Origin of the sequence: Shewanella glacialimarina (assembly GCF_020511155.1) — a bacterium.
Classification (GTDB): Bacteria; Pseudomonadota; Gammaproteobacteria; order Enterobacterales; family Shewanellaceae; genus Shewanella; species Shewanella glacialimarina.
On the sequence record NZ_CP041216.1, the window covers coordinates 3,781,310 to 3,802,677 of the forward strand.

Annotated in this window: 17 protein-coding genes, 3 tRNA genes and 1 pseudogene; 8 read left to right on the plus strand and 13 right to left on the minus strand. The window is 41.2% G+C overall.

Annotation, left to right across the window (positions count from 1 at the left end):
- Nucleotides 1–10: 10 nt before the first annotated feature.
- The 12 genes from hflX to orn form a co-directional block, all read right to left on the minus strand.
- Nucleotides 11–1,318, minus strand: a complete 1,308-nt coding sequence (gene hflX, locus FJ709_RS16510; protein WP_226411216.1) for a ribosome rescue GTPase HflX — start codon at nucleotides 1,316–1,318, stop codon at nucleotides 11–13.
- Between the two features lie 24 nt (nucleotides 1,319–1,342).
- Entirely contained in the window at nucleotides 1,343–1,600 is a 258-nt protein-coding gene (hfq, locus tag FJ709_RS16515) for an RNA chaperone Hfq (protein ID WP_226411218.1), read from the minus strand.
- Nucleotides 1,601–1,683: 83 nt separating this feature from the next.
- Nucleotides 1,684–2,610 carry a tRNA (adenosine(37)-N6)-dimethylallyltransferase MiaA gene (miaA, locus tag FJ709_RS16520; RefSeq protein ID WP_226411220.1) on the minus strand — a complete coding sequence of 309 codons (927 nt, stop codon included), beginning with the start codon at nucleotides 2,608–2,610 and terminating at the stop codon, nucleotides 1,684–1,686.
- Nucleotides 2,607–4,547: a DNA mismatch repair endonuclease MutL gene (gene mutL, locus FJ709_RS16525; protein WP_450103974.1), complete on the minus strand. Its 1,941-nt coding sequence runs from the start codon at nucleotides 4,545–4,547 to the stop codon at nucleotides 2,607–2,609. The genes miaA and mutL overlap by 4 nt, the downstream gene beginning before the upstream one ends.
- A complete protein-coding gene (locus FJ709_RS16530) occupies nucleotides 4,547–5,869 on the minus strand; it encodes an N-acetylmuramoyl-L-alanine amidase (protein ID WP_226411223.1) in 1,323 nt (440 codons plus the stop codon). The genes mutL and FJ709_RS16530 overlap by 1 nt, the downstream gene beginning before the upstream one ends.
- Before the next feature lie 2 nt (nucleotides 5,870–5,871).
- The gene (gene tsaE, locus FJ709_RS16535) at nucleotides 5,872–6,330 is read right to left on the minus strand and encodes a tRNA (adenosine(37)-N6)-threonylcarbamoyltransferase complex ATPase subunit type 1 TsaE (protein WP_226411225.1); all 459 of its coding nucleotides are present in this window, start codon (nucleotides 6,328–6,330) and stop codon (nucleotides 5,872–5,874) included.
- A gap of 164 nt (nucleotides 6,331–6,494) precedes the next feature.
- Nucleotides 6,495–6,950 (minus strand): hypothetical protein, encoded by a 456-nt coding sequence (locus FJ709_RS16540; protein WP_226411227.1) that lies wholly within the window; start codon nucleotides 6,948–6,950, stop codon nucleotides 6,495–6,497.
- Between the two features lie 382 nt (nucleotides 6,951–7,332).
- Nucleotides 7,333–8,100, minus strand: coding sequence for an EAL domain-containing protein (locus FJ709_RS16545; RefSeq protein WP_226411228.1), 768 nt, complete (start codon nucleotides 8,098–8,100; stop codon nucleotides 7,333–7,335).
- A gap of 619 nt (nucleotides 8,101–8,719) precedes the next feature.
- A tRNA-Gly gene (locus FJ709_RS16550) sits at nucleotides 8,720–8,795 on the minus strand.
- Between the two features lie 31 nt (nucleotides 8,796–8,826).
- Nucleotides 8,827–8,902 (minus strand) — tRNA-Gly (locus FJ709_RS16555).
- Nucleotides 8,903–8,933: 31 nt separating this feature from the next.
- Nucleotides 8,934–9,009 (minus strand) — tRNA-Gly (locus FJ709_RS16560).
- Nucleotides 9,010–9,212: 203 nt separating this feature from the next.
- On the minus strand, nucleotides 9,213–9,758 hold the full coding sequence (gene orn, locus FJ709_RS16565; RefSeq protein WP_226411230.1) for an oligoribonuclease: 546 nt from the start codon (nucleotides 9,756–9,758) through the stop codon (nucleotides 9,213–9,215).
- 113 nt (nucleotides 9,759–9,871) lie between these two features.
- Here orn and rsgA point away from each other — a divergent pair, with 113 nt between their 5' ends.
- The 8 genes and pseudogenes from rsgA to FJ709_RS19705 all read left to right on the plus strand — a co-directional run.
- Nucleotides 9,872–10,942, plus strand: a complete 1,071-nt coding sequence (rsgA, locus tag FJ709_RS16570) for a small ribosomal subunit biogenesis GTPase RsgA (RefSeq protein WP_226411232.1) — start codon at nucleotides 9,872–9,874, stop codon at nucleotides 10,940–10,942.
- A 97-nt stretch (nucleotides 10,943–11,039) separates the two neighbouring features.
- On the plus strand, nucleotides 11,040–11,906 hold the full coding sequence (gene asd / locus FJ709_RS16575; RefSeq protein ID WP_226411233.1) for an archaetidylserine decarboxylase: 867 nt from the start codon (nucleotides 11,040–11,042) through the stop codon (nucleotides 11,904–11,906).
- A gap of 9 nt (nucleotides 11,907–11,915) precedes the next feature.
- Nucleotides 11,916–12,788 carry a DMT family transporter gene (locus tag FJ709_RS16580; protein ID WP_226411235.1) on the plus strand — a complete coding sequence of 291 codons (873 nt, stop codon included), beginning with the start codon at nucleotides 11,916–11,918 and terminating at the stop codon, nucleotides 12,786–12,788.
- Between the two features lie 82 nt (nucleotides 12,789–12,870).
- Nucleotides 12,871–13,590 carry a glycerophosphodiester phosphodiesterase gene (locus FJ709_RS16585; protein WP_226411237.1) on the plus strand — a complete coding sequence of 240 codons (720 nt, stop codon included), beginning with the start codon at nucleotides 12,871–12,873 and terminating at the stop codon, nucleotides 13,588–13,590.
- Nucleotides 13,591–13,724: 134 nt separating this feature from the next.
- The gene (locus FJ709_RS16590; protein WP_226411238.1) at nucleotides 13,725–14,447 is read left to right on the plus strand and encodes an ABC transporter ATP-binding protein; all 723 of its coding nucleotides are present in this window, start codon (nucleotides 13,725–13,727) and stop codon (nucleotides 14,445–14,447) included.
- 6 nt (nucleotides 14,448–14,453) lie between these two features.
- Nucleotides 14,454–17,054 (plus strand): ABC transporter permease, encoded by a 2,601-nt coding sequence (locus FJ709_RS16595; RefSeq protein ID WP_226411239.1) that lies wholly within the window; start codon nucleotides 14,454–14,456, stop codon nucleotides 17,052–17,054.
- The gene (locus tag FJ709_RS16600) at nucleotides 17,054–18,235 is read left to right on the plus strand and encodes a lipocalin-like domain-containing protein (RefSeq protein ID WP_226411240.1); all 1,182 of its coding nucleotides are present in this window, start codon (nucleotides 17,054–17,056) and stop codon (nucleotides 18,233–18,235) included. Before FJ709_RS16595 ends, FJ709_RS16600 begins: the two co-directional genes overlap by 1 nt.
- 72 nt (nucleotides 18,236–18,307) lie before the next feature.
- Nucleotides 18,308–18,411, plus strand: a pseudogene (locus FJ709_RS19705) (molybdopterin dinucleotide binding domain-containing protein); the annotation flags it as partial.
- 494 nt (nucleotides 18,412–18,905) lie between these two features.
- On the opposite strand, the gene fusA reads toward FJ709_RS19705, so the two are convergent.
- A complete protein-coding gene (gene fusA, locus FJ709_RS16605) occupies nucleotides 18,906–20,999 on the minus strand; it encodes an elongation factor G (protein ID WP_226411241.1) in 2,094 nt (697 codons plus the stop codon).
- Nucleotides 21,000–21,368: the final 369 nt, after the last annotated feature.

The following is a 21,368-nucleotide window of genomic DNA, read 5'->3' on the forward strand; positions in this document are numbered from 1 at the left end:
ATAAATGAGATTAACAAGAAACGTCTACTTCTGAAGCATCAAAAATAAATGTCTCTAATTCCCCCTGACTCTGTTTCAGTAATCGGCGCCAATCGGCTTCCGACACGCGAACAGATAAAATACAGTTCCCCAGATCGTCATACTCTTTCTGCTGTATTGCATCCAGTCGATAAAACTGGCCAAGATAATGTCCAGCAGAAGCTGGTATTTTCAAAGTCTGCTCATAAATCACTGTCCCGATCAACTCGGTAATAGCCTGTAAAAGCAGATCAAATCCAATCTGTTTTTGTGCAGATACCCAAACGCGCTCAGGTTTGCCTTCATCGTCATAATCTATACGAGGGGCAAAGTCCTCAAGTAAATCGATCTTATTGCATACGACTAATTGTGTGATTTCATCAGCTTCAATTTCCTCAAGTACGCTTTGTACCTGATCGAAATTTTCAGTCATATTGTCATCAGCACAATCCACTATATGTAATAGTAAATCTGCCTGGCGTGTTTCCTGCAGGGTGGCTTTAAAAGCCGCCACTAGGTCATGGGGTAAATGACGAATAAATCCAACGGTATCAGCTAATATCACTGAACCATCTGGTAAATCTAATTTACGTAGTGTTGGATCAAGTGTCGCAAACAATTGATCTGCTGCATAAACATCAGATAATGTTAACGAATTAAACAATGTCGACTTACCGGCATTGGTATAACCCACTAATGCAACGGTAGCCATATCACTACGTTTGCGAGCTCGACGACTTTGCTCACGTTGTTTATCTACTTTATCTAGGCGTTTATTAATATTCTTAATTCGGCCTCGCAGTAAACGTCTATCGGTTTCAAGCTGAGTTTCCCCAGGCCCGCGCATACCGATGCCGCCTTTTTGTCGCTCAAGGTGAGTCCAACCTCGGATCAGGCGCGTTGACATGTGGCGCAGTTGCGCTAGCTCCACCTGCATCTTACCTTCGTGAGTTCGGGCACGTTGAGCAAAAATATCTAATATTAATGTAGTACGATCTAACACTCGACACTGGCAAACCACTTCGAGGTTACGCTCTTGAGCTGGGCTCAATGCATGATTAAAAATCACTACATTAGCTTCTGTTGCAGCTACCATCGCTGCTAACTCTTCTGCCTTACCTGAACCGATGAAAAACTTTCGGTCTGGCGAACGACGATTGCCTGTTATTACCCCTACCGAGCGTGCACCTGCAGACTCAACTAATAGTTGTAACTCCAATAAATCTTCACGACGTTCTTCGTCAGAAAATTCGATATGAACAAGTACAGCTGTTTCTCCAGCTTCATAACGATCAAACAAGAAGCAGTATCCTTTTTAAGTTATTTATTCCGCATCATCCTCATCAGAAGCATTAGTGCCTTGATGACTTGTCACATTAAATGGACGGGCTGGAACGACTGTCGAAATGGCATGTTTATACACCATTTGACTCACTGTGTTTTTCAACAAGATCACGAATTGGTCGAAAGACTCAACCTGTCCCTGAAGCTTAATACCGTTTACTAAGTAGATCGAAACGGGTACACGCTCACGACGAAGAGCGTTTAAAAATGGGTCTTGTAAAGATTGCCCCTTAGCCATTTTGTAATTTCCTTTTTCTTTTTAAAATATGTAATTCAAGTTTTATTCTTTAGTTTGAGTATTATACAGTAACAGCTAATTAGCTAGCAGCATTGTCGCATAAGTGTAACTAAATTCATTTCATCGCCACTTTCAAGCCATTGTAAATCAGGCCAACTTCTCAACCATGTTAATTGACGTTTGGCTAATTGCCTAGTGGCAGCGGTAGCTTTTTCGACCATAGTCGCATGATCAACCTCATTATCAAGGTACTCCCAGCACTGCCTATAACCGACACAACGCATAGATGGCATATCTAAATGCAAGTCGCCACGGGACTTTAATCGCGCGACTTCATCTATAAAACCTTGGTCTAACATAAGCAGAAAACGCTTGGCAATCAACTCATGCAATACTTTCCTGTCTGTTGGCGCAATCGCAAACTGGATTACATCATACGGTAGATCATCTGACTTAATCTGAGTTAACTCTGTCATAGTCTTACCCGTTATGCGAAAAACTTCTAATGCTCGCGACAATCTTTGTGGATCATTAGGATGAATTCGCTCACCTGAAACTGGGTCAATTTCACACAGTTGTCGATGTAATGTTTCCCAACCTAAGCTTTCGGCCTCAGCTAAAATTTGTGTTCGTATCGTCTCATCTGCTGCGGGTAAAGGCGATAAACCTTCTAATAATGCTTTGAAATACATCATAGTACCGCCGACTAATAAAGGCGTTTTACCACGGGCAACAATTTGCTCAATCTGTTCTAGTGCATCACGACGAAAATCAGCCGCAGAATAACTCTCACTAGGGTCTAAAATATCAATCAAACGATGCGGTGCCTGCGCCAACTCTTCAGCTGTTGGCTTTGCGGTACCAATATCCATTTGACGATAAATCAACGCTGAATCGACTGAAATTAACTCACAGTTATGCTGCTGAGCCATTTGAATGGCCAATGCAGTCTTTCCTGAAGCTGTGGGCCCCATCAAAAAGATGATTTTTGGCCGTTCGACTTTATTCACGCGTTATCTTTAATCCATGCTTGCCAAGGTAATGCTTTGGCATTGGCTAATATTGTTTGCTGAGTTGCCTCTGTAAGTAGACAAAACTTTTGCCAAATAGTTTGCGGGGCAATAAACTTATCGTTTGATTGCTGTGCAATCCAAAGCGCTAATGCTTCATTATTTGGCTTTACTGCTGCCATCCATTGTAATAGCTCTGGTATCACAGTAGCTAACTGGCTATCTCTCAAATATGGGGGCACTTTTTTAATAATCAACTGCCCGTAGCGAATTGTTAACTCAATACCGAGTTGACGCAAAAAAGGTTCACCCTGTTCAAGTATTAATTGCCAGTCAGGATCGGCTTTTATCGATACAGGCATTAGTAGCGGCTGGCCGATTAACCCTGTCGCTAATTTGTGCAAAATTTCCTGTTGAACAACGGTTTTTTGCACTTCAATAATTGGCATTAATTTTAATTCACTTTCAGACACTATGACCCAAAATTGGTTATTTAACACATTCGGCATAGGTTTTACTGTTGAAGTATTTGGCAACATACCGGCAGAATAGTGACTAGTATCTGTATTTTGGCTAACGTCATCGGATACTTGTAGAAGTTGTCCATAACTCTCAATCGTTGTTTGACTGATATGTTTATTAGGTAATTGTGTGTATGGCTTAGATGTTGAGGCTTCCCCACTAGTATTAACATCATAACGCGGCTTACTGTTAGATGAGTTTCCGCCAAATGATTGGCTTGCTTGCCCAGGTACACGCATGCTACCGAATTGACTGATACTATTGGGACGGCTAGGCTGCTCGCTTGTAAAGTGCCTGTCGGATAAGTCTGTTCCTACTGACTCTGAGAGTGAGAAGTGCTCAGCTGTAGACTCATTCTGCGGATAAGTATTGGAGTTAGAATGATCTTCTCCTGATGGGTCCCGCGTAGGGATCAAATCACGTATTTGTATTAAAGCAGACTGCAAAGCTTGTAATATAAAATCATGTACATAACGTGATTGATGAAACCTTACTTCATGTTTTGCAGGATGAACATTTACATCAACTTGATGTGGGTCTAAATCGAGCATCAATACATATCCAGGTTGATGTTCCACACCTTGCTCTGCAAATGCTTGTTTTACAGCATGATTTACTAAACGATCGCGCACTAAACGACCATTAACATAAAAATAGCTACTATCACTAATGACATTATCAAACGGCGACTGTAAATAACCTTGTAATGATAAGCCTGCATGCTCACATGACACAGTTAGCGCGTTTTCAGCAAATTGACGGCCACATATCTGACCCAAGCGTTGTTGGTGCTGTATTTCGGTGTTAGCGGGACGATATTGACGAACTAACTTGCCATTATGGGTCAAGGTAAAATGAATATCACATCGAGCTATGGCAATACGCTTTAACCATTCATCAATATGGGTAAACTCTGTTTTATCACTTTTTAAAAAACGTCTTCTGGCTGGGGTGTTAAAAAACAAGTCGACAACATCAATCGTCGAACCTTGAGGGTGCGCCGCCGGCGTCACTTTAACATCCATTTGTGAGCCTTCAGCAAAGGCCTGCCAAGCTTCAGTTTGTTCTGCGGTTTTTGAGGTTAACGTCAAGCGTGCAACTGAGCTAATACTCGCCAGTGCTTCACCGCGAAAACCAAAACTCATGATGGCTTCTAAATCATCTAATGTGTGCACTTTAGAAGTGGCATGACGCGACAAGGCTAATGCAAGTTCAGCTTGGGGAATACCGCACCCATTATCACGGATACGAATCAGCTTACTGCCGCCTTTATCGATTTCTATATCAACCCTTGTCGCCCCTGCATCTAGACTATTCTCGACCAGTTCTTTTACTACCGAAGCTGGACGCTCAACCACTTCACCAGCGGCGATTTGGTTTGCAAGTTGAGGGGGAAGGAGTTGGATAGCCATCATTATGCTCTTGGGATCACCAAGTGTTGGCCGATACGCACAACATCTGACCTTAAATTATTTGCCTTTTTAAGATTATTAACACTCACACCATAGCGTTTCGCGATAACCGACAAAGACTCACCGGATTGAACTTTATGCTTAGTATTGGCACTCTGAGACAGTAATGTGCCTGAAGGTGGATTGGTTTCAAAATATCGCACGACACCTTTATGAATCGCATTAGCCAGCTTTTGTTGGTGATTATAATTAACGAGTAGTTTCTCTTCACCTGGGTTTGAGATAAACCCCGTCTCAATCAAAATAGACGGAATATCCGCCGCTTTTAATACCGCCAAACTCGCCGCTTCTGGCTCTTTTTTATGAAGGTGAGTAACGCTACCAAGATCACGCAAAATATCTTTGGCAATATCATTACCCATTACCATCGAATTATTTTTCTGCATGTCGATAAGCGTTTGCACTAAATATTTTTCAACATCAGAATTTTGAATAATATCACCCACACCACCTAGCAACTCTGAATGCTTTTCTGTTTGCTCAAGTAATCGACCTAATTCACTGTCAGCTCGGCGCATCGATAACACCCACGCAGATGCTCCTCTAGGCTGAGGCGATGTAAATGCGTCAGCATGAATAGATAATAATAAATCCGCTTTACTGCGGCGTGCTAACTCTGAGCGACGGTTTAAGTCAACGAAGTAATCTCCGGTACGCGTCATCACAGCTTGCATACCAGGAGTCGCATTAATTTTATCCGCAAGGCGTTTTGAAATATCTAGTACAACGCGCTTTTCATAAATACCTGTAGGACCAATAGAGCCAGGGTCTTCACCACCGTGCCCAGCATCAATCGCAATAACGATATTACGGTTCGTACCCGAAGAGTGGGTAGTAACTTTAGCTCTTGTTTCTGCGCTAAAGGAATCATCTAAATCCACCACCAAACGATTACCGTAGGGAGCTGTTGGCGATAGCGTAAACAAGTTAGATTTTATTGGTTTATTGAGGTCTAAAACTAGCCGTAAAATACCTTTTCCAGGTGATTGACTCACCCTAATACGTTTAATTAATTTACTATTATTGCTTAATCTGTCTAATTGGACTTTATTGCTGGCATTTTTAATATCCACAACTAGGCGTTCAGGATTGGTTAGCGTAAACGATTCATATTGAGGCGCTTGCGATAAGTCAAATACCACACGAGTTGATTCTGGTGCTGCCCAAATGCGCACACTATCGAGCTCATTAGCACTGTGTGCTGTAAACGAGGTACTTATTATTACCCAGCAGGTAAGATGAAGAATGGCTTTATGTAGAGTCATTATTATTTTAATTTTTTCAAAATTGTTTGCCCAGAAGCAGACAAAGCGTTAATTTCAATTTCTCGTTGATTATTTTTATAGCGTAAATGCAAATGAAGATCGGCATCAGGCAACATACCCTGCCCATGCTCAGGCCACTCAACCAAACAAATACTGGTTTTATTAAAATAATCACGAATTCCCATAAATTCGAGCTCTTCAGGGTCAGCGACACGATATAAGTCAAAATGAAATACATCAAAGCCATCAAACTCATAGGGCTCAACTAAGGTATACGTTGGACTTTTAACCGCACCTTTATGACCTAAAGATTGAATAATTCCGCGGCTCAAGGTAGTTTTACCTGCGCCTAAGTCTCCAGTTAAAAAAATCGTTAATGGCGGCATTAGTCCTTGAGCAATAAATTGTCCAATTGCCACTGTAGCTTGTTCATTTTCAAGATTTTTAACAATAGAAGTCATATCAAACAGCCAAAAGCATTATAAAAGAGGTTCAAAGCCACAATATACCAGAGTTCTATATTTATCTCCTACAGCTGCATGTGGCTTTTTTCAACAAATAAAAATGCCAGCAATATCATTGCTGGCATTTTTGAGTCAATCAAAAGTTAAATGTTGGTTAAAGCCTAAATATCATCCATACGAAGTACACTGTGTACTAAACGCTTCTGCTGTGTTTTCGCAACACGGATCACATCAAGCAGTGCACTTTTCGCATCATTGCAAGAGGTTAATTCTGCAGTCTTTTCAAGAAACTCAATTAATCGATTTTCAAGATCAAGATGCAACTCTAACACTTGCTCTTCATCCATATTGGCTGGTAAAACAGCGTCATCACAACGCTTGATAAAATCCTCAAAAACAACATCTTGATACCAGGTATCAAGAATTTTAGCTGGCGCATCTTCAATATAGCTCTCTAGCGTATCGTGGATATGCTTCTCATGCTGCTGAAAGTATTCCAACATTAACTTCACGCGAGAAGAGTCTGCGTTACGGTGTAATCGTTTGTACAACTTGCCCATATTTAATCGACATTTGGCAACATACTCAAGTAATTCACTTAATTGTTGAATACGCATATATCACTACCTCACTTTACAGCCTGAGATTATCAGGGATAACTTAATTAACTTCATTATTAGAAATTTCACTTAACAAGTATTTGAGCAAAGTCATATTTTTGATTGTTTGATGTTTTTATATTAGGGATTAATGAAGAAATGCGTGCTGGATCACTTAACGGAATTGAGGAAGATTTTAGGAGTATTGATGTCTTACTCAACATGGGGGTGATTGGGATATCTATGGGCCCCATCGATCGTGGATACTGTTTTTGGCGATATCAAAATTTATCGATATCAAAAATAAGGCATAATTTATAATAGGGGCTAGTATATATTTGGAACTCAGCGCTGTAAAAAAGCGCTTATATTAACCGTTGAAAATGTCTATATTCAACATTCAAAGCATGTCGAAGTTCACTTCAGGTAAACACTTGAATCCAGGTTGCGCAAACAGGTAGCCTTGCATTAGTTTAACACCCGCCTCTTTAAGAAACAGATATTCTTCCTTCGTTTCAATACCTTCAGCTAAAGGCGTAATGTTTAGTTCAGTAAGTAAATTTAAAGTATTTGTCACAATTGACTGACGCACTTTATCTTTGTCTATATTTCGAATTAATGCCATATCTAGTTTTACAATATCAGTCTGAAAATCTGCCAATAAATTAAGGCCTGAGTAGCCAGAGCCAAAATCATCTGTGGCAGTTTTAAAGCCAAGCTTTTGGTAGTATTCAACAATTTCCTTTAAATGTTTGCTGTCTTCCACTTTTTCAATTTCTGTGAATTCGAACATAATGTTTACTGTTGGAAAATTATACTTTTTAGCGGCGTCTAAGGTCGTTCGAATGCAGCGCTCTGGGTTATAAATCGCATTAGGTAAAAAGTTGATGCTTAGCATCGAGCTTATGTTTAACTCCGACGCTAAAGCGATCGCTTTAATACGACAAAGCTGATCGAAAACATACCGATTGTCAGCAGTAACCTGAGACAATATGTCATATGCGGACTCATTATTAATCCCTCTAACTAATGCTTCGTAGCCATAAATACTTTGTGTGCTACAGTCAATAATAGGTTGAAAGGCCATAGTAAAATCAAAGTCTAAATTATTTTCCTTTGCACAATTAGTACATAGCGATCGCTCAGTGTTGATCGACTCTATATTCATTAGACAACCTTTTTAGTTTTTGAGTTAGTTTAAGATTAGTATGCCATGAAAACATACGCAATATTTGCATAAATAGAATACACACATTCAATCGTTCCTATGAGTAGCATTATTATATTTATTTGACTAGGCCTTTAACAGGAGTTGGACAGAAGAGTTGGCTCCTTCTTGTGTTTATTGGAAGTTATTCGTATATACGGCTACTTTTTATAGCCCGAGTAATGTGAAAAGATACGTGCGCTCTCACTTAGTCAACTGAGCTAATATCGCATTTCAAATTAGGTATTTAAACTGAGAAAGTGATTTTGCAGCGACCATCTCTTCATTAAGAGTGGTTCGAACTGATGACCTATACCTTGGCAAACAAAAAGGTATCGCAATTTTTAAAATCGCAACTGAGCTAATTTTTATTGCTATTTTAATGATGTAAAGTGAGAAAGTTTTTAAGGAGGTATGTGATTTTGGAGCGACCCTCTCTTCATAAGGAGTGGTTCGAACTGATGACCTATACCTTGGCAAACAAAAAGGTATCGCAATTTTTAAAATCGCAACTGAGCTAATTTTTATTAGCTATTTTGATGATGTAAAGTGGGAAAGTTTTTAAGGAGGTATGTGATTTTGGAGCGACATATCAGGTTCGAACTGATGACCTATACCTTGGCAAGGTATCGCTCTACCAACTGAGCTAATGTCGCATATCAAAAATCATTTTGTAAATTTAGATTTTGGAGCGACATATCAGGTTCGAACTGATGACCTATACCTTGGCAAGGTATCGCTCTACCAACTGAGCTAATGTCGCATATCAAAAATCATTTTGTAAATTCAGATTTTGGAGCGACATATCAGGTTCGAACTGATGACCTATACCTTGGCAAGGTATCGCTCTACCAACTGAGCTAATGTCGCTTACTATTTGCTTCATTTGTAACAGTCAGCAAGGTATCGTCTTTCTACCTGAACCAACTGAGCTAATGTCGCTTAATTTCAAATTCCTACTTTCTATGACTCAGAGCTTAACACTCTGTAGAAAGTTGAGGCCGCATTATAGGTAATATTTAATATGCTGCAACCCCTTTTTGCACTCTTTTTGCAAAAACTGAATCGTTTGGTTAAATTTTAAATACCTGACCACGATAATACTGCAATTCAGCAATAGATTCTTTGATGTCTTCTAATGCCTGATGAGTATTCTTTTTTGTAAACCCATTCATAGTTTCAGGGCTCCAACGACGGACTAATTCTTTAATGGTGCTGACATCGACATTGCGGTAATGGAAATAGTCTTCAAGCTCTAACATATACTTGTTCAAAAAACGGCGATCTTGACCAATACTATTACCGCACATAGGTGATGCGCCCTTAGGTACATAGTGAGATAAAAACTCAATCGTTTGATCAATAGCATCTTGCTCACTGTGTTTACTGGCTTTAACCCGATCAATTAGACCTGACTCACCATGATGTTTTTGATTCCAATCATCCATTCCCGCTAGCACTTCATCGGTTTGATATATGGCTAAAACAGGTCCTTGGGCAATGATATTTAAATCTTGATCCGTCACTAACGTAGCAATTTCAATAATTCTATCGACTTCAGGCTCAAGCCCTGTCATTTCAAGATCAACCCAAATCAAATTTTTCGCATCTGCAGCCATATCGTTCGCCTTATTCTATCTATTGCCCTAATTTCAGGCATTTTTATTTCATTGCGTGTATCATAATCCTTTTAAGACACAAAAAAATACCTTTAATTGATGAAGATCTCTCTGTGAGTAAAAAGAAACCCCTAAGCCAAGGCCAATTAAGGCGCATGCGTGCAAATCAATCAAAACGATTAAATCGCACCGATTCAGCCAGCGACAGTGCTGATATTCAAGATCATTTATTAACACCTGAACAAGCCGGTGTGGTGATATCTCGTTTCGGTCAACATGCTGATATTGAAACCCAAGACGGCATTATAACCCGCTGCAATATTCGCCGCGCGGTCACCAGTTTAGTTACAGGTGACAAGGTTATTGTACGTTTAGCCACTGAAGTGCAATCAAACGCCAACATTGGCGGCATTGTGGAGGCTGTTCATCCGCGAAAATCATCTCTTACACGCCCTGATTTATATGATGGCGTGAAAATTATTGCCGCCAATATTGATCAAATTCTTATTGTGTCATCGGTATTACCTAGTTTCACTACCCAAATTATTGATCGCTATCTGGTGGCCTGTGAAGACACTGATATTGCACCGGTTATTGTGCTAAACAAAATCGATTTATTGAATGATGAAAACCGCCCTGAGATTGAACAAGCCTTAGCCCGCTATCGCGACATTGGTTACCAAGTGTATCAACTGAGTAGCCATACCGGTGAAGGCATTGCAGATCTTAAAGACTTACTAAAAGATAAAGTCAGTGTGTTTGCAGGACAATCTGGCGTCGGTAAATCATCGGTCATTAATGCATTAATGCCTGAAGCTGACTTACTTATCGGCGATGTGTCTGGTAATTCTGGTTTAGGTCAACACACTACTACAACCGCAAAACTATTACACTTTGCCAGTGGCGGCGATTTAATCGACTCTCCGGGTGTGCGTGAGTTTGCTCTGTGGCATTTAGATGCTCAACGAGTGGGATGGTGTTTTATTGAATTTAGAGAGTTTTTAGGTACTTGTAAGTTTAGAGACTGCAAACATGGAGATGACCCGGGATGTGCGCTACAAACGGCTTTAAAAGAAGGCAAAATTACCCAAGACAGGTTTTATAACTATAACCGTATTATTGCTAGCCTTGATGAACAGAGACATGCACGACACTTTCGTGCCATTGATGATATTTCGAAATAATGAATGTCGACGTTAATTTAGCGAAACATGTTTAAGTCACTTAATTTACTAACACATATTCATCGTACAAAACTAATAAAAAAGTAAGGAAATAAAATTGGACTCATTAAAAATTGCTTTGCAATACATCATGCCAAAACATTTTTTATCACGCTTAGTCGGTAAGTTTGCAGCAGCAGAAGCTGGAGTACTGACTACCGTATTTATTAAGTGGTTCATTAATCAATACAAAATTGACATGTCAGAAGCAGCTAAAAGTGAGCCTGAAGCTTACAACACCTTTAATGCCTTTTTTACCCGTGAATTAAAACAAGGTTTACGCCCAATAAACCAAGACGCAACCATCATGGCGCACCCAGTTGATGGTGCTGTTAGCCAATGTGGCCCAATTGAATCTGGCAACATATTCCAGGCCAAGGGGCATAGTTACACTTCGCAAGCTTTACTCGGTGGTGATAAAGCCGATGCCGACCGTTTTGACGGCGGTGATTTTGCCACTATTTACCTTGCACCAAAAGATTATCACCGTATTCATATGCCGATTACCGGCACCTTGTCTAAAATGACTTATGTACCAGGCGACTTGTTTTCAGTTAACCCACTTACCGCGCAAAATGTGCCAGGGCTTTTTGCCCGCAATGAACGTGTGGTCGCTATTTTTGAAACTGAAATAGGCCCATTAGCCATGGTATTGGTTGGCGCAACGATTGTAGCTAGCATTGAAACCATTTGGGCTGGCACAGTTACACCGCCCGGTGGCAAGCAGGTCTTTAGTTGGGATTATCCAACCACAGGCCCTAAAGCGTTAACGTTAGAGAAAGGCGCTGAAATGGGCCGTTTTAAGTTAGGCAGTACTGTGGTGATGTTATTTGCTCAAGATGCCATTGATACCTTCGCTGATGGCGTAGAACCTGGCGAAGTGACTCGTTTAGGTCAAGCGTTTGCAAACATTAACCTTAAATAGCGCTCAAAAGTGACTACCGCTCAACCTCGATCTGGGTTAGTTGAAGTACATCTAGCCGTATTACTGTTTGGTGGTACGGCGCTTTTTTCTAAGCTTATTCCGCTAAGTGCGCTTAACATTACCTTTTTACGCTGTATCGTCGCAGCCTTTGTTCTAGCTTTACTGGTAAAGGCCAGCAAGCAAACCCTCAAATTACGTCATAGCAAAGATTACCTTATTGCCATTTTACTCGGTGTTCTCGTGAGTTGTCATTGGGTAACGTATTTTGCCGCAATGCAATTATCATCTGTTGCCATTGGTATGATTGCCTTCTTCACTTATCCAGTGATGACAGTGTTAGTCGAACCTTTAATCAACCGTACCCAACTTAAATGGGTCGATGTAGTTTCCGGCCTAGCCGTATTGATTGGGGTCATTTTATTAATCCCCGAACCTAATCTTGACAATGACATTACCTTAGGCATTTTAGTCGGCGTGTTGTCTGCGGCGTTATTCACCGCCCGTAACCTGCTACATAAACGTTACTTCACAGGCTACAGTGGCCCGCATGCGATGTTTTATCAAACTTTAGTTGCAGTGATGTTTTTAAGCCCATGGCAAGATGTCAGTATGGCAGATCTTAATCAGCACACTGTAGGATTGGTTATTCTGTTAGGAGTGGTATTTACCGCTGCGCCGCATGCTTTATTCACTACTGCGCTGCGGTATTTAAGTGCTAAAACGGTCGGATTAGTATCCTGTTTACAACCATTTTATGGCGCGATATTGGCATTAATCGTTTTGGGTGAACAGTTAAGCACTCAAACCTTAATCGGCGGGGCTATTATTGTGGCAACGGCATTATTTGAAACTCAACAAAGCCATAAGAAAAACAAACTTTAACCTTTCAATACTAGCCATATCTTTGTAATTGGGGCAAATTAACACCATTGTATTGTGCTTACCACCAACCAGAGAACGTACCATGCTTATATTTGCCCACCGTGGGGCCAGTGGTTATCATCCCGAAAACACTTTGATTGCAATGCAAGCAGCATTGGATTTAGGTGTAGAAGCGATAGAACTCGATGTCCATAATGTTGAAGGGCAATTGGTGGTGTTTCATGATCGTCGCTTAGAAGGTAAGTCTAACGGTCACGGTCTTATCCGCCAATCTACATTAAATCAATTAGCTAAGCTTAATGTTAAACACCAACCTATACCCACTTTATGGCAGGTGCTTGAACTGATTAAAGGCCGCTGCATCGTCAATATTGAGCTAAAAGGCGATAATACTGTACCGCCACTGCTGGTTTTATACCCTCAGGCTATTTCACTATTAGGCTTCAAACCCGAACAGCTATTAATGAGCTCATTCAATCATCCCTACCTTGCCCAAATCAAACAAGCATTACCCACGGCTTACGTGGCACCGCTATTGGGTGGGATCCCGCTCGATTTAGCCAAAATCGTCACAGATTTACAAGCATACTCTGCGCATATAGATTTGAGTTTTATCAGCCAAGCATTAATCGATGACGCCCACCAGCGTGGCGCTAAAGTGTATGTTTATACGGTGGATAACCCTGATGACATTCGTGCCTTAAAAACGATTGGCGTTGACGGAGTATTCAGTAATTACCCAGACAAGGCCAAAGCCGCACTGGCTGAACCCAATGGCAATTATGCAGGTTGGTTTGAATAGTGATCCTTATAAAATAACAACTGCTAATGAAAAAGGCCATCAAGACTAAATTGATACGCTGATCGTCAGCACCAAAAAGGACGTATTGCTTTAGACTGATATCGCACCTAAAGCGCTACAGCACAGGGATAAAAATGAGCATTATTGTTGCACTTAAAAATATCAACAAAGGTTTTAAAGACGGCGGCACATTTCATCAAGTACTTGATGACGTCAGCCTGACGTTAAGCCAAGGGCAAACAGTGGCATTAACTGGCCCTAGTGGCAGTGGTAAAAGTACTCTGCTAAACATTATCGCCGGTTTTGAAACACTAGACTCAGGTCATTTATCATTAGCATCATCACCGGATATCCTTCGCGCACAAAATCTTAATGACACGACAGACTGGCAAGATGCACACTGGAGCCTATACCGTAGACAATGTTTAGGTGTGGTATTTCAGCAATTTAATTTACTCACCCCATTGAATGTCAAAGACAATATTAGTTTTGCATTAGCGTTAAATAACCAATCTTGGAATGATTGGTGTGATGAATTATGCCAGCAGCTTGGGCTCACTGAATTACTCTCAAGGGCGGTTGAAACCTTATCCGGCGGTCAACAACAACGTGTCGCTATAGCTAGGGCATTGGCACATAAACCACAACTTTTGCTCGCTGACGAACCCACCGGAAACCTTGATGAACAGGCTGGCATGCAGGTCATGTCATTATTAACTGAACTGGCAAAGCAAGCTAATACTTGTATATTAATGGTGACCCACAGCGAACAATGCGCTCGATTTATGCAAACCCGTTGGCATTTACAGCAAGGCCATATTGTTGAAACCCATGCAACTCAAAGCCTCACGGTATAATTGCTTATGACACTTTCATTGTCCCTTATTAAGCGCTGCCTAGTGGTTTTCAGCCGCCATTATCGCCAAGCTCCTATTCAAGCCAGCGCTATTTTACTCGGTATTATGCTGGCGGTAACCTTACTGATAGGCGTTAAAGCCACTAATGAGAATGCTAAACAAAGCTATGGTGAAACAACCGAATTATTGAGCCAACGCGCCAGTTTTTACCTTACCGATAAAGATCAAACTGGGATCGATGAAGCCGCTTATTTTGCCTTACGCCAAGCTGGTATTCCGGCACTAGCAGTCATTGAAGGCATAGCAAGTGATCCACAAGGGCGATCATGGAAGGTCAATGGCAGTGACATTATGGCGGCTGTGTCAATGCAACCTCACCAAGATGGCCAGTCATCAAAGGGCAAGCAAACAACACCCGCCATTCCATTACAGCGCTTATTAGCCGGTTATCCTAGCGTAGTAATATCTGACAATCTTATCGAAAGAATCAATGCACTGACCCAAGGGCAGCTCATTTTAAATGACATTCCAGTAGAGCTTATTCCAATAGAAGCCAGTCTCGGTTTGGGTAATAGCATGTTGGCGGATATTTCTTTTGCGCAACAATTATTAGATATGCCCGGTAAGTTAAGTTATATCGCCATCTTTTTTCCGCTTGATAAATCACCATCGGTTATCGACTCGCAGCGAAATCAAATCATTGCCGCTTTAGAACAGGCTGGATTTGATAGCCGCCAGGTACTCATAGACAATCAAGATGATGGTGAATCTCTTAGTGCACTGACAGCAAGTTTTCACCTCAATTTAGATGCTATGAGCATGTTGGCATTTGTTGTCGGGTTATTTATTGCTTACAACGGCGTGCGCTACAGCCTAATGAAACGGCAAAGGCTGTTTATTCAGTTACTGCAAATGGGTATAGGTCGTCATAACTTACTCATCGCGCTGATTATTGAAATTATCTGTTTGGTGATTGTCGGCAGTATTATCGGTTTTATCATGGGACTGCAATTATCCCAGTGGTTACAACCTATGGTCGCGATGACATTAGAACAAATATATGGCGCAAAATTACTGCCCGGTTTATGGCAATGGCAATGGTTTGCACAAGGATTAGGGTTAACTTCAGTTGCCTCGCTTGGAGCATGTTGGCCATTGTTATTACAATTATCACGTATGCCCTTAGCGCAGGGGGCACAACGCCAAGCACAGTTAATACCTTATGAAAAACTGTTTAAACAACAGGCGTTAACCGCCTGTATATTATTAGCAAGTAGCGCGATACTGTTTAATTTTACCTCTCAATATAAGCACAGTTTGATATTGCTCGGTATTGTTACCATTGCCATTCCGTTATTGTTACCCATGACAATCAGCATTGGCGTGAGATTACTATTACCTTTAATGCCAAAAGGTCTATGGCAATATGTGGTAGCAGAAACAAAAGAGATTATCGCGCCATTATCATTGGCGATGATGGCTATATTGCTGGCCCTTTGCGCCAATATTTCAATGAACACCTTAGTCGGCAGTTTTGAAGTCACCTTAAAACAATGGCTAGATGCCCGACTTCATGCCGATTTATATATCCGGCCTAATCCGAATGCGCTACTGGATGTTAATGCTTTTCTGGATGCCGAGCCCAAAGTGACTGCTGTTTATAAACAATGGCAGACAGAAGCTAAATTGCAACGCGATCAATCTAACCTTAGCAACATAATTCCAATTAATCTGGTCAGTCGCGATTTTTACTCGATTAAAAACACCACTGTATTTAAATCGCCAGACAATTTAGATGAGTCATTTTGGAACGAATTTGAGCAGGGTAAAAACGTCTTCATCAGCGAGCCATTATCGATAAAATATCAACTTAATATCGGTGATAAAATCAATATTGATAAACTGAGCAAGACTACTAATACCTTATTATCAACACCCGTTGCACAGGCCAATAGCGACATGTTCACTATTGGCGGCATTTATTTTGATTATGGCAACCCCATGGGCGAGCTAATCATTTCACCCAATTTATGGCAACACTATCATTTACCGCCCAACCCCATAAGTTTGGCAGTGGATTACCAAGGCGATAATGAGCTACTTCAGCAAGCATTGATCAGTCAACAAGGACTTTCATCGGCCAGTATGTATAGTCAACAACGAATTAAAGATGAAGCCATTAAAATGTTCACCAAAACCTTCTCAATCACAGTCGTGCTTAATAGTCTGACATTGCTGGTCGCAGCCATTGGATTGTTCAGTGCTTGCATGATGCTAACTCAGGCAAGACTAGCGCCATTAGCGCGTTTGTATGCTTTGGGGGTGAGTCGCAAACAGCTCAGAATCATGGTGACATCACAAATGATGTTAATTGTATTACTAACCTGCTTACTCGCCCTGCCAATGGGGGCAATATTAGGCTACTTATTGATTAATAAAGTCACCTTGCAAGCTTTTGGTTGGACGATTGCCATGATATGGGATTGGCAAGCTTACGGCAGAGTGGTGATGATTGCGATGCTAAGCTGCTTAGTTTCAGTAGCATTGCCGCTATATTGGCAAACCCGTAAGCCGCTGATCAGCAGCTTGCAGCAGGAGACATTATAATGAGTTGCTCAAATAGCAAGTTAACAAAAATGCTGCTAACCACTTTTACGCTTATGTTACTGGGATGTCAGCCTAGTACTGAATCATCAGAAGGTACCAGTAAACCCGCTACGGGGATATCGATGGGTAAGCTTTTGGCCGCCGATGAAACCTTACTGCAATACAGCCAGGTTAGTCCCGCCAATACACTTGAATTTCCACAGGATCATCAACCCCATGAAGGTTACAGGATTGAGTGGTGGTATATTACGGCCAACTTAACCACTCAAAATGGCGAAGCCATTGGTATTCAATGGACTCAATTTCGCAGCGCATTAAGCCCACCGACTCCACCTAAGGCTCAATCTACTGATCTACATAACAATATATCACCTAAACAGTCTCCTTGGGCGACCAATCAAATGTTTATGGCCCATGCTGCGCTAACCAGTAAAAGTGAGCATTACAGCGCAGAGAAGTTCTCCCGCAGTCATCCACAGTTTGCACAGGTATCCGCCAATCCGTTTGCAATTTACTTAGATAATTGGCGTTGGCAAAGTCATAACAACAGCCCATTTCCCGCCAGCTTAAATGTTGAAAGTGAGCAGTTTAGTTACCAATTGAGTTTAGACAGCCAAAGCCCATGGCAATTACAGGGTGAACAAGGGTTTAGCATTAAAAGTGCTGACGGTAAAGTCGCCTCCCACTATTACAGCCAACCTTATATAAACGTATCAGGCACAATTAACCGTAACGGTAAAACTGACATAGTCAGCGGCCAAGCCTGGTTAGACAGAGAGTGGAGCTCACAGCTGTTAACCGATAGTCAGCAAGGTTGGGATTGGTTTTCTATTCGCCTTGATGAAAAACAGACTTTAATGATGTTTAGATTAAGAGGTGAACAACCACAGGATAGTTTTTACAGTGCCAGACTTATGCAGGCTGATGGCAGTGGCCGTAACATTACCAGCGCCAGCCATCATAACGATATGAGTATGCAGCCTATTGCTTGGCATACCAGCAAAAATTCGCGCTACCCAACTGGCTGGAAAATTGATATTGAAAGCGAAAACATTCATATCACCACCCAAGCACTTAATCCCAATAGTGAAATGTTGTTGTCGACAACGTATTGGGAAGGCCCTATAAAAATCGAAGGCACGCACTCAGGTGTGGGCTATATGGAATTAACCGGGTATTAATACCGAAGCTCATATTGTTAGAACTACAGCACGAACACTCCTTTATGAGTATGTTGATTTAATTAAGCCTAACCAAATGCACAAATATTTATCCATCCGCAAGATACCACACACGTGGGTTAAGTCGTGGTGATGAAGTCATAGTGGCTTCTCCTCAGGGTGAAATCAAAACACGCAAGCAATATTCGCTTTGACTGCCCCCGTCGAATGGGTAACGCTAGCGGACTATCTGCCTAAGACGTCTTTCTTTGATTTTTTCGCAGCCTTCTTTTCCTTAGCGGTTAACAATGGTTGCTTTTTCACATCTTTTTTACTGTCTTGTCCTTTGCTCATAATATTTTCCTTTAATAACAAATGCATTACCTAAAGTCAGCTTGAGTCAACTTGAGGACAGTTTCTAGCTTTTTACATCAATGTAAACTTGTGATGCCAATAAGTAGAACAAACAGTATGGACCTAATAAAGCCCAACTGAAAGAGGTTAATGCGATTAGCTTGTCAATGGCTTGCTATGTAAGCTCCCATAAGTACTTAACTTAAGTGCTGCGAAAAATGTAAATAATAATATTTTTCTGATGCTCTTTTATCTTATTTTAATCATACCAAGCCAAATTAAAAGCATAAAAAAACCGCTGCCTAGGCAACGGTTTTTTTCAGCGATAAGTTAAGAATTACTTCTTAGCTTCTGCAGCTTTACGCTCTTTAACTTGCGTAACAACTTTCTCAGAAACGCTGTTAGGACATTGTGAGTAGTGAGCAAATTCCATAGAGAATTGGCCACGACCTGAAGTCATAGTACGTAAAGAACCGATATAACCGAACATTTCTGATAACGGTACTTCAGCTTTAATACGAACACCAGTCATACCAGCGTTTTGATCTTTGATCATACCGCGACGACGGTTAAGGTCACCAATTACGTCACCCACGTTGTCATCTGGGCTGAACACGTCAACGTTCATGATAGGCTCAAGAAGTTGTGGCTTAGCTTTAGCGATAGATTGACGGAACGCGCCTTTAGCAGCGATTTCGAACGCGATAGCTGAAGAGTCAACTGCGTGGAATGCACCATCAGTTAATTCAAATTCAACGTCTAACACTGGGAAGCCAGCGATAGTACCTGTGTTCATCATGCTACCAAAACCTTTCTGAACCGCAGGCCAGAATTCTTTTGGAACGTTACCACCAACAACAGAAGACTTAAACACAAAACCTGTGTTTGCAGCACCTGGACGGATTTTATAGTCAATTTTACCAAACTGACCAGAACCACCAGACTGTTTCTTGTGCGTGTAGCTATCTTCAACTTCTGCTGTGATAGTTTCACGGTAAGCAACCTGTGGCTCACCAACAATTAGTTCAACACCGTAAGTACGCTTAAGGATGTCTACTTTAATGTCTAAGTGAAGTTCACCCATACCTTTAAGGATGGTTTCACCAGAATCTATGTCAGTTTCAACACGGAAAGATGGATCTTCTGCAATCATTTTACCGATAGCGATACCCATTTTCTCACTGCCGCCTTTATCTTTTGGCGTTACAGAGATAGAGATAACTGGCTCTGGGAATACCATGGCTTCTAGTGTACAAGGGTGCTTAGGATCACATAAAGTGTGACCAGTTTGCACGTTCTTCATACCAACGATAGCAATAATATCACCAGCTTGCGCTGAATCAATTTCTATACGTTCGTTAGCATACATTTCAACCATACGGCCAACACGCTCAGATTTGCCAGTGAATGAGTTAAGGATGGTGTCACCCTTCTTCAAACGACCAGAATAAACACGTACGAATGTTAATGCACCAAAACGGTCATCCATAATCTTGAATGCTAATGCTTTAAACGGAGCATCAACGTCAACGATTGCGAATTCGCCATTTTCGTTACCTTCTTCGTCAGTTAGCGGTTGTGGATCAACTTCAACTGGATCTGGAAGATAGTCAACAACGGCATCAAGCAATAACTGCATACCTTTGTTCTTGAATGCGCTACCACAGTATGTTGGGAACACAGCCATTGTACGAGTACCAGCACGGATACAACGCTTAACATCTTCAATAGATGGTTGAACGCCTTCCATGTAAGCTTCTAATAAGTCATCGTCTTGCTCAAGAGCAGTTTCGATTAGCAGTTCACGGTATTCTTCAACTAAATCAACCATGTCTGCTGGCACATCAGTAATTTCGAAGTTTTCTGGTAAACCAGAATCATCCCAAATGTGCGCTTTACGAGTCAGTAGGTCAACAACACCACTGAACTCATCTTCGATACCGATTGGTAAAACCATCACTAATGGGTTAGCCGCTAAAACGTCTTTAGTTTGCTTAACAACATTCAAGAAGTCAGCACCCATACGGTCTAACTTGTTTACGAAGATGATACGCGCAACTTCTGAATCGTTAGCATAACGCCAGTTAGTTTCTGATTGAGGCTCAACACCGCCTGAACCACAGAATACGCCGATACCGCCGTCAAGTACTTTAAGCGAACGATATACTTCAACTGTGAAGTCTACGTGGCCTGGAGTATCAATAACGTTGAAACGGTGATCATTCCAGAAACAGCTTACTGCTGCTGACTGAATGGTAATACCGCGCTCAGCTTCCTGTTCCATGAAGTCAGTTGTAGATTCGCCATCATGCACTTCGCCGATTTTGTGGATCTTACCGGTTAGCTTAAGGATACGCTCGGTGGTCGTGGTTTTACCCGCGTCAACGTGAGCGAAGATACCAATGTTTCTGTATTTGGATAATTCGGTCATGATTCAACTTTAATGATTAGTTTAAGAAGTAGACGGAGCATGCGAAAAGTACCGACACACCGCACATCAGGTTATTTTAGGCGCATATTGTAAATTGGAACCTTGCTGGGCGCAAATAGGAGTTGCAATATTTATGGCTTTTCATCAAAAAAAAACACCAAATAAGGCAATTAATCTATACAAAACAGCAAAATAAAAAAAATCGAATATTTTTTAACCAAACAAGAAAAAAACCACCATTTGGTCAAAATATTGCAATTCACCTACCTTAAAGCCAATTAAGATATTTTTTATTGAAAAATGGAGCTGATTTAAACAAAAAAATACCCGCACTTGGCGGGCATTTTTAGCTAACTGGCAAAATTTGCT

What these genes read in the sequence shown, in the direction of transcription:
- fusA (WP_226411241.1), bottom strand. Translation starts at nt 20,999, where the DNA reads ATGACCGAATTATCCAAATACAGAAACATTGGTATCTTCGCTCACGTT.
- FJ709_RS16590 (WP_226411238.1), top strand. Translation starts at nt 13,725, where the DNA reads ATGAGCATTATTGTTGCACTTAAAAATATCAACAAAGGTTTTAAAGAC.
- FJ709_RS16530 (WP_226411223.1), bottom strand. Translation starts at nt 5,869, where the DNA reads ATGACTCTACATAAAGCCATTCTTCATCTTACCTGCTGGGTAATAATA.
- mutL (WP_450103974.1), bottom strand. Translation starts at nt 4,547, where the DNA reads ATGATGGCTATCCAACTCCTTCCCCCTCAACTTGCAAACCAAATCGCC.
- FJ709_RS16545 (WP_226411228.1), bottom strand. Translation starts at nt 8,100, where the DNA reads ATGAATATAGAGTCGATCAACACTGAGCGATCGCTATGTACTAATTGT.
- orn (WP_226411230.1), bottom strand. Translation starts at nt 9,758, where the DNA reads ATGGCTGCAGATGCGAAAAATTTGATTTGGGTTGATCTTGAAATGACA.
- FJ709_RS16540 (WP_226411227.1), bottom strand. Translation starts at nt 6,950, where the DNA reads ATGCGTATTCAACAATTAAGTGAATTACTTGAGTATGTTGCCAAATGT.
- tsaE (WP_226411225.1), bottom strand. Translation starts at nt 6,330, where the DNA reads ATGACTTCTATTGTTAAAAATCTTGAAAATGAACAAGCTACAGTGGCA.
- hfq (WP_226411218.1), bottom strand. Translation starts at nt 1,600, where the DNA reads ATGGCTAAGGGGCAATCTTTACAAGACCCATTTTTAAACGCTCTTCGT.
- FJ709_RS16595 (WP_226411239.1), top strand. Translation starts at nt 14,454, where the DNA reads ATGACACTTTCATTGTCCCTTATTAAGCGCTGCCTAGTGGTTTTCAGC.
- FJ709_RS16600 (WP_226411240.1), top strand. Translation starts at nt 17,054, where the DNA reads ATGAGTTGCTCAAATAGCAAGTTAACAAAAATGCTGCTAACCACTTTT.
- FJ709_RS16585 (WP_226411237.1), top strand. Translation starts at nt 12,871, where the DNA reads ATGCTTATATTTGCCCACCGTGGGGCCAGTGGTTATCATCCCGAAAAC.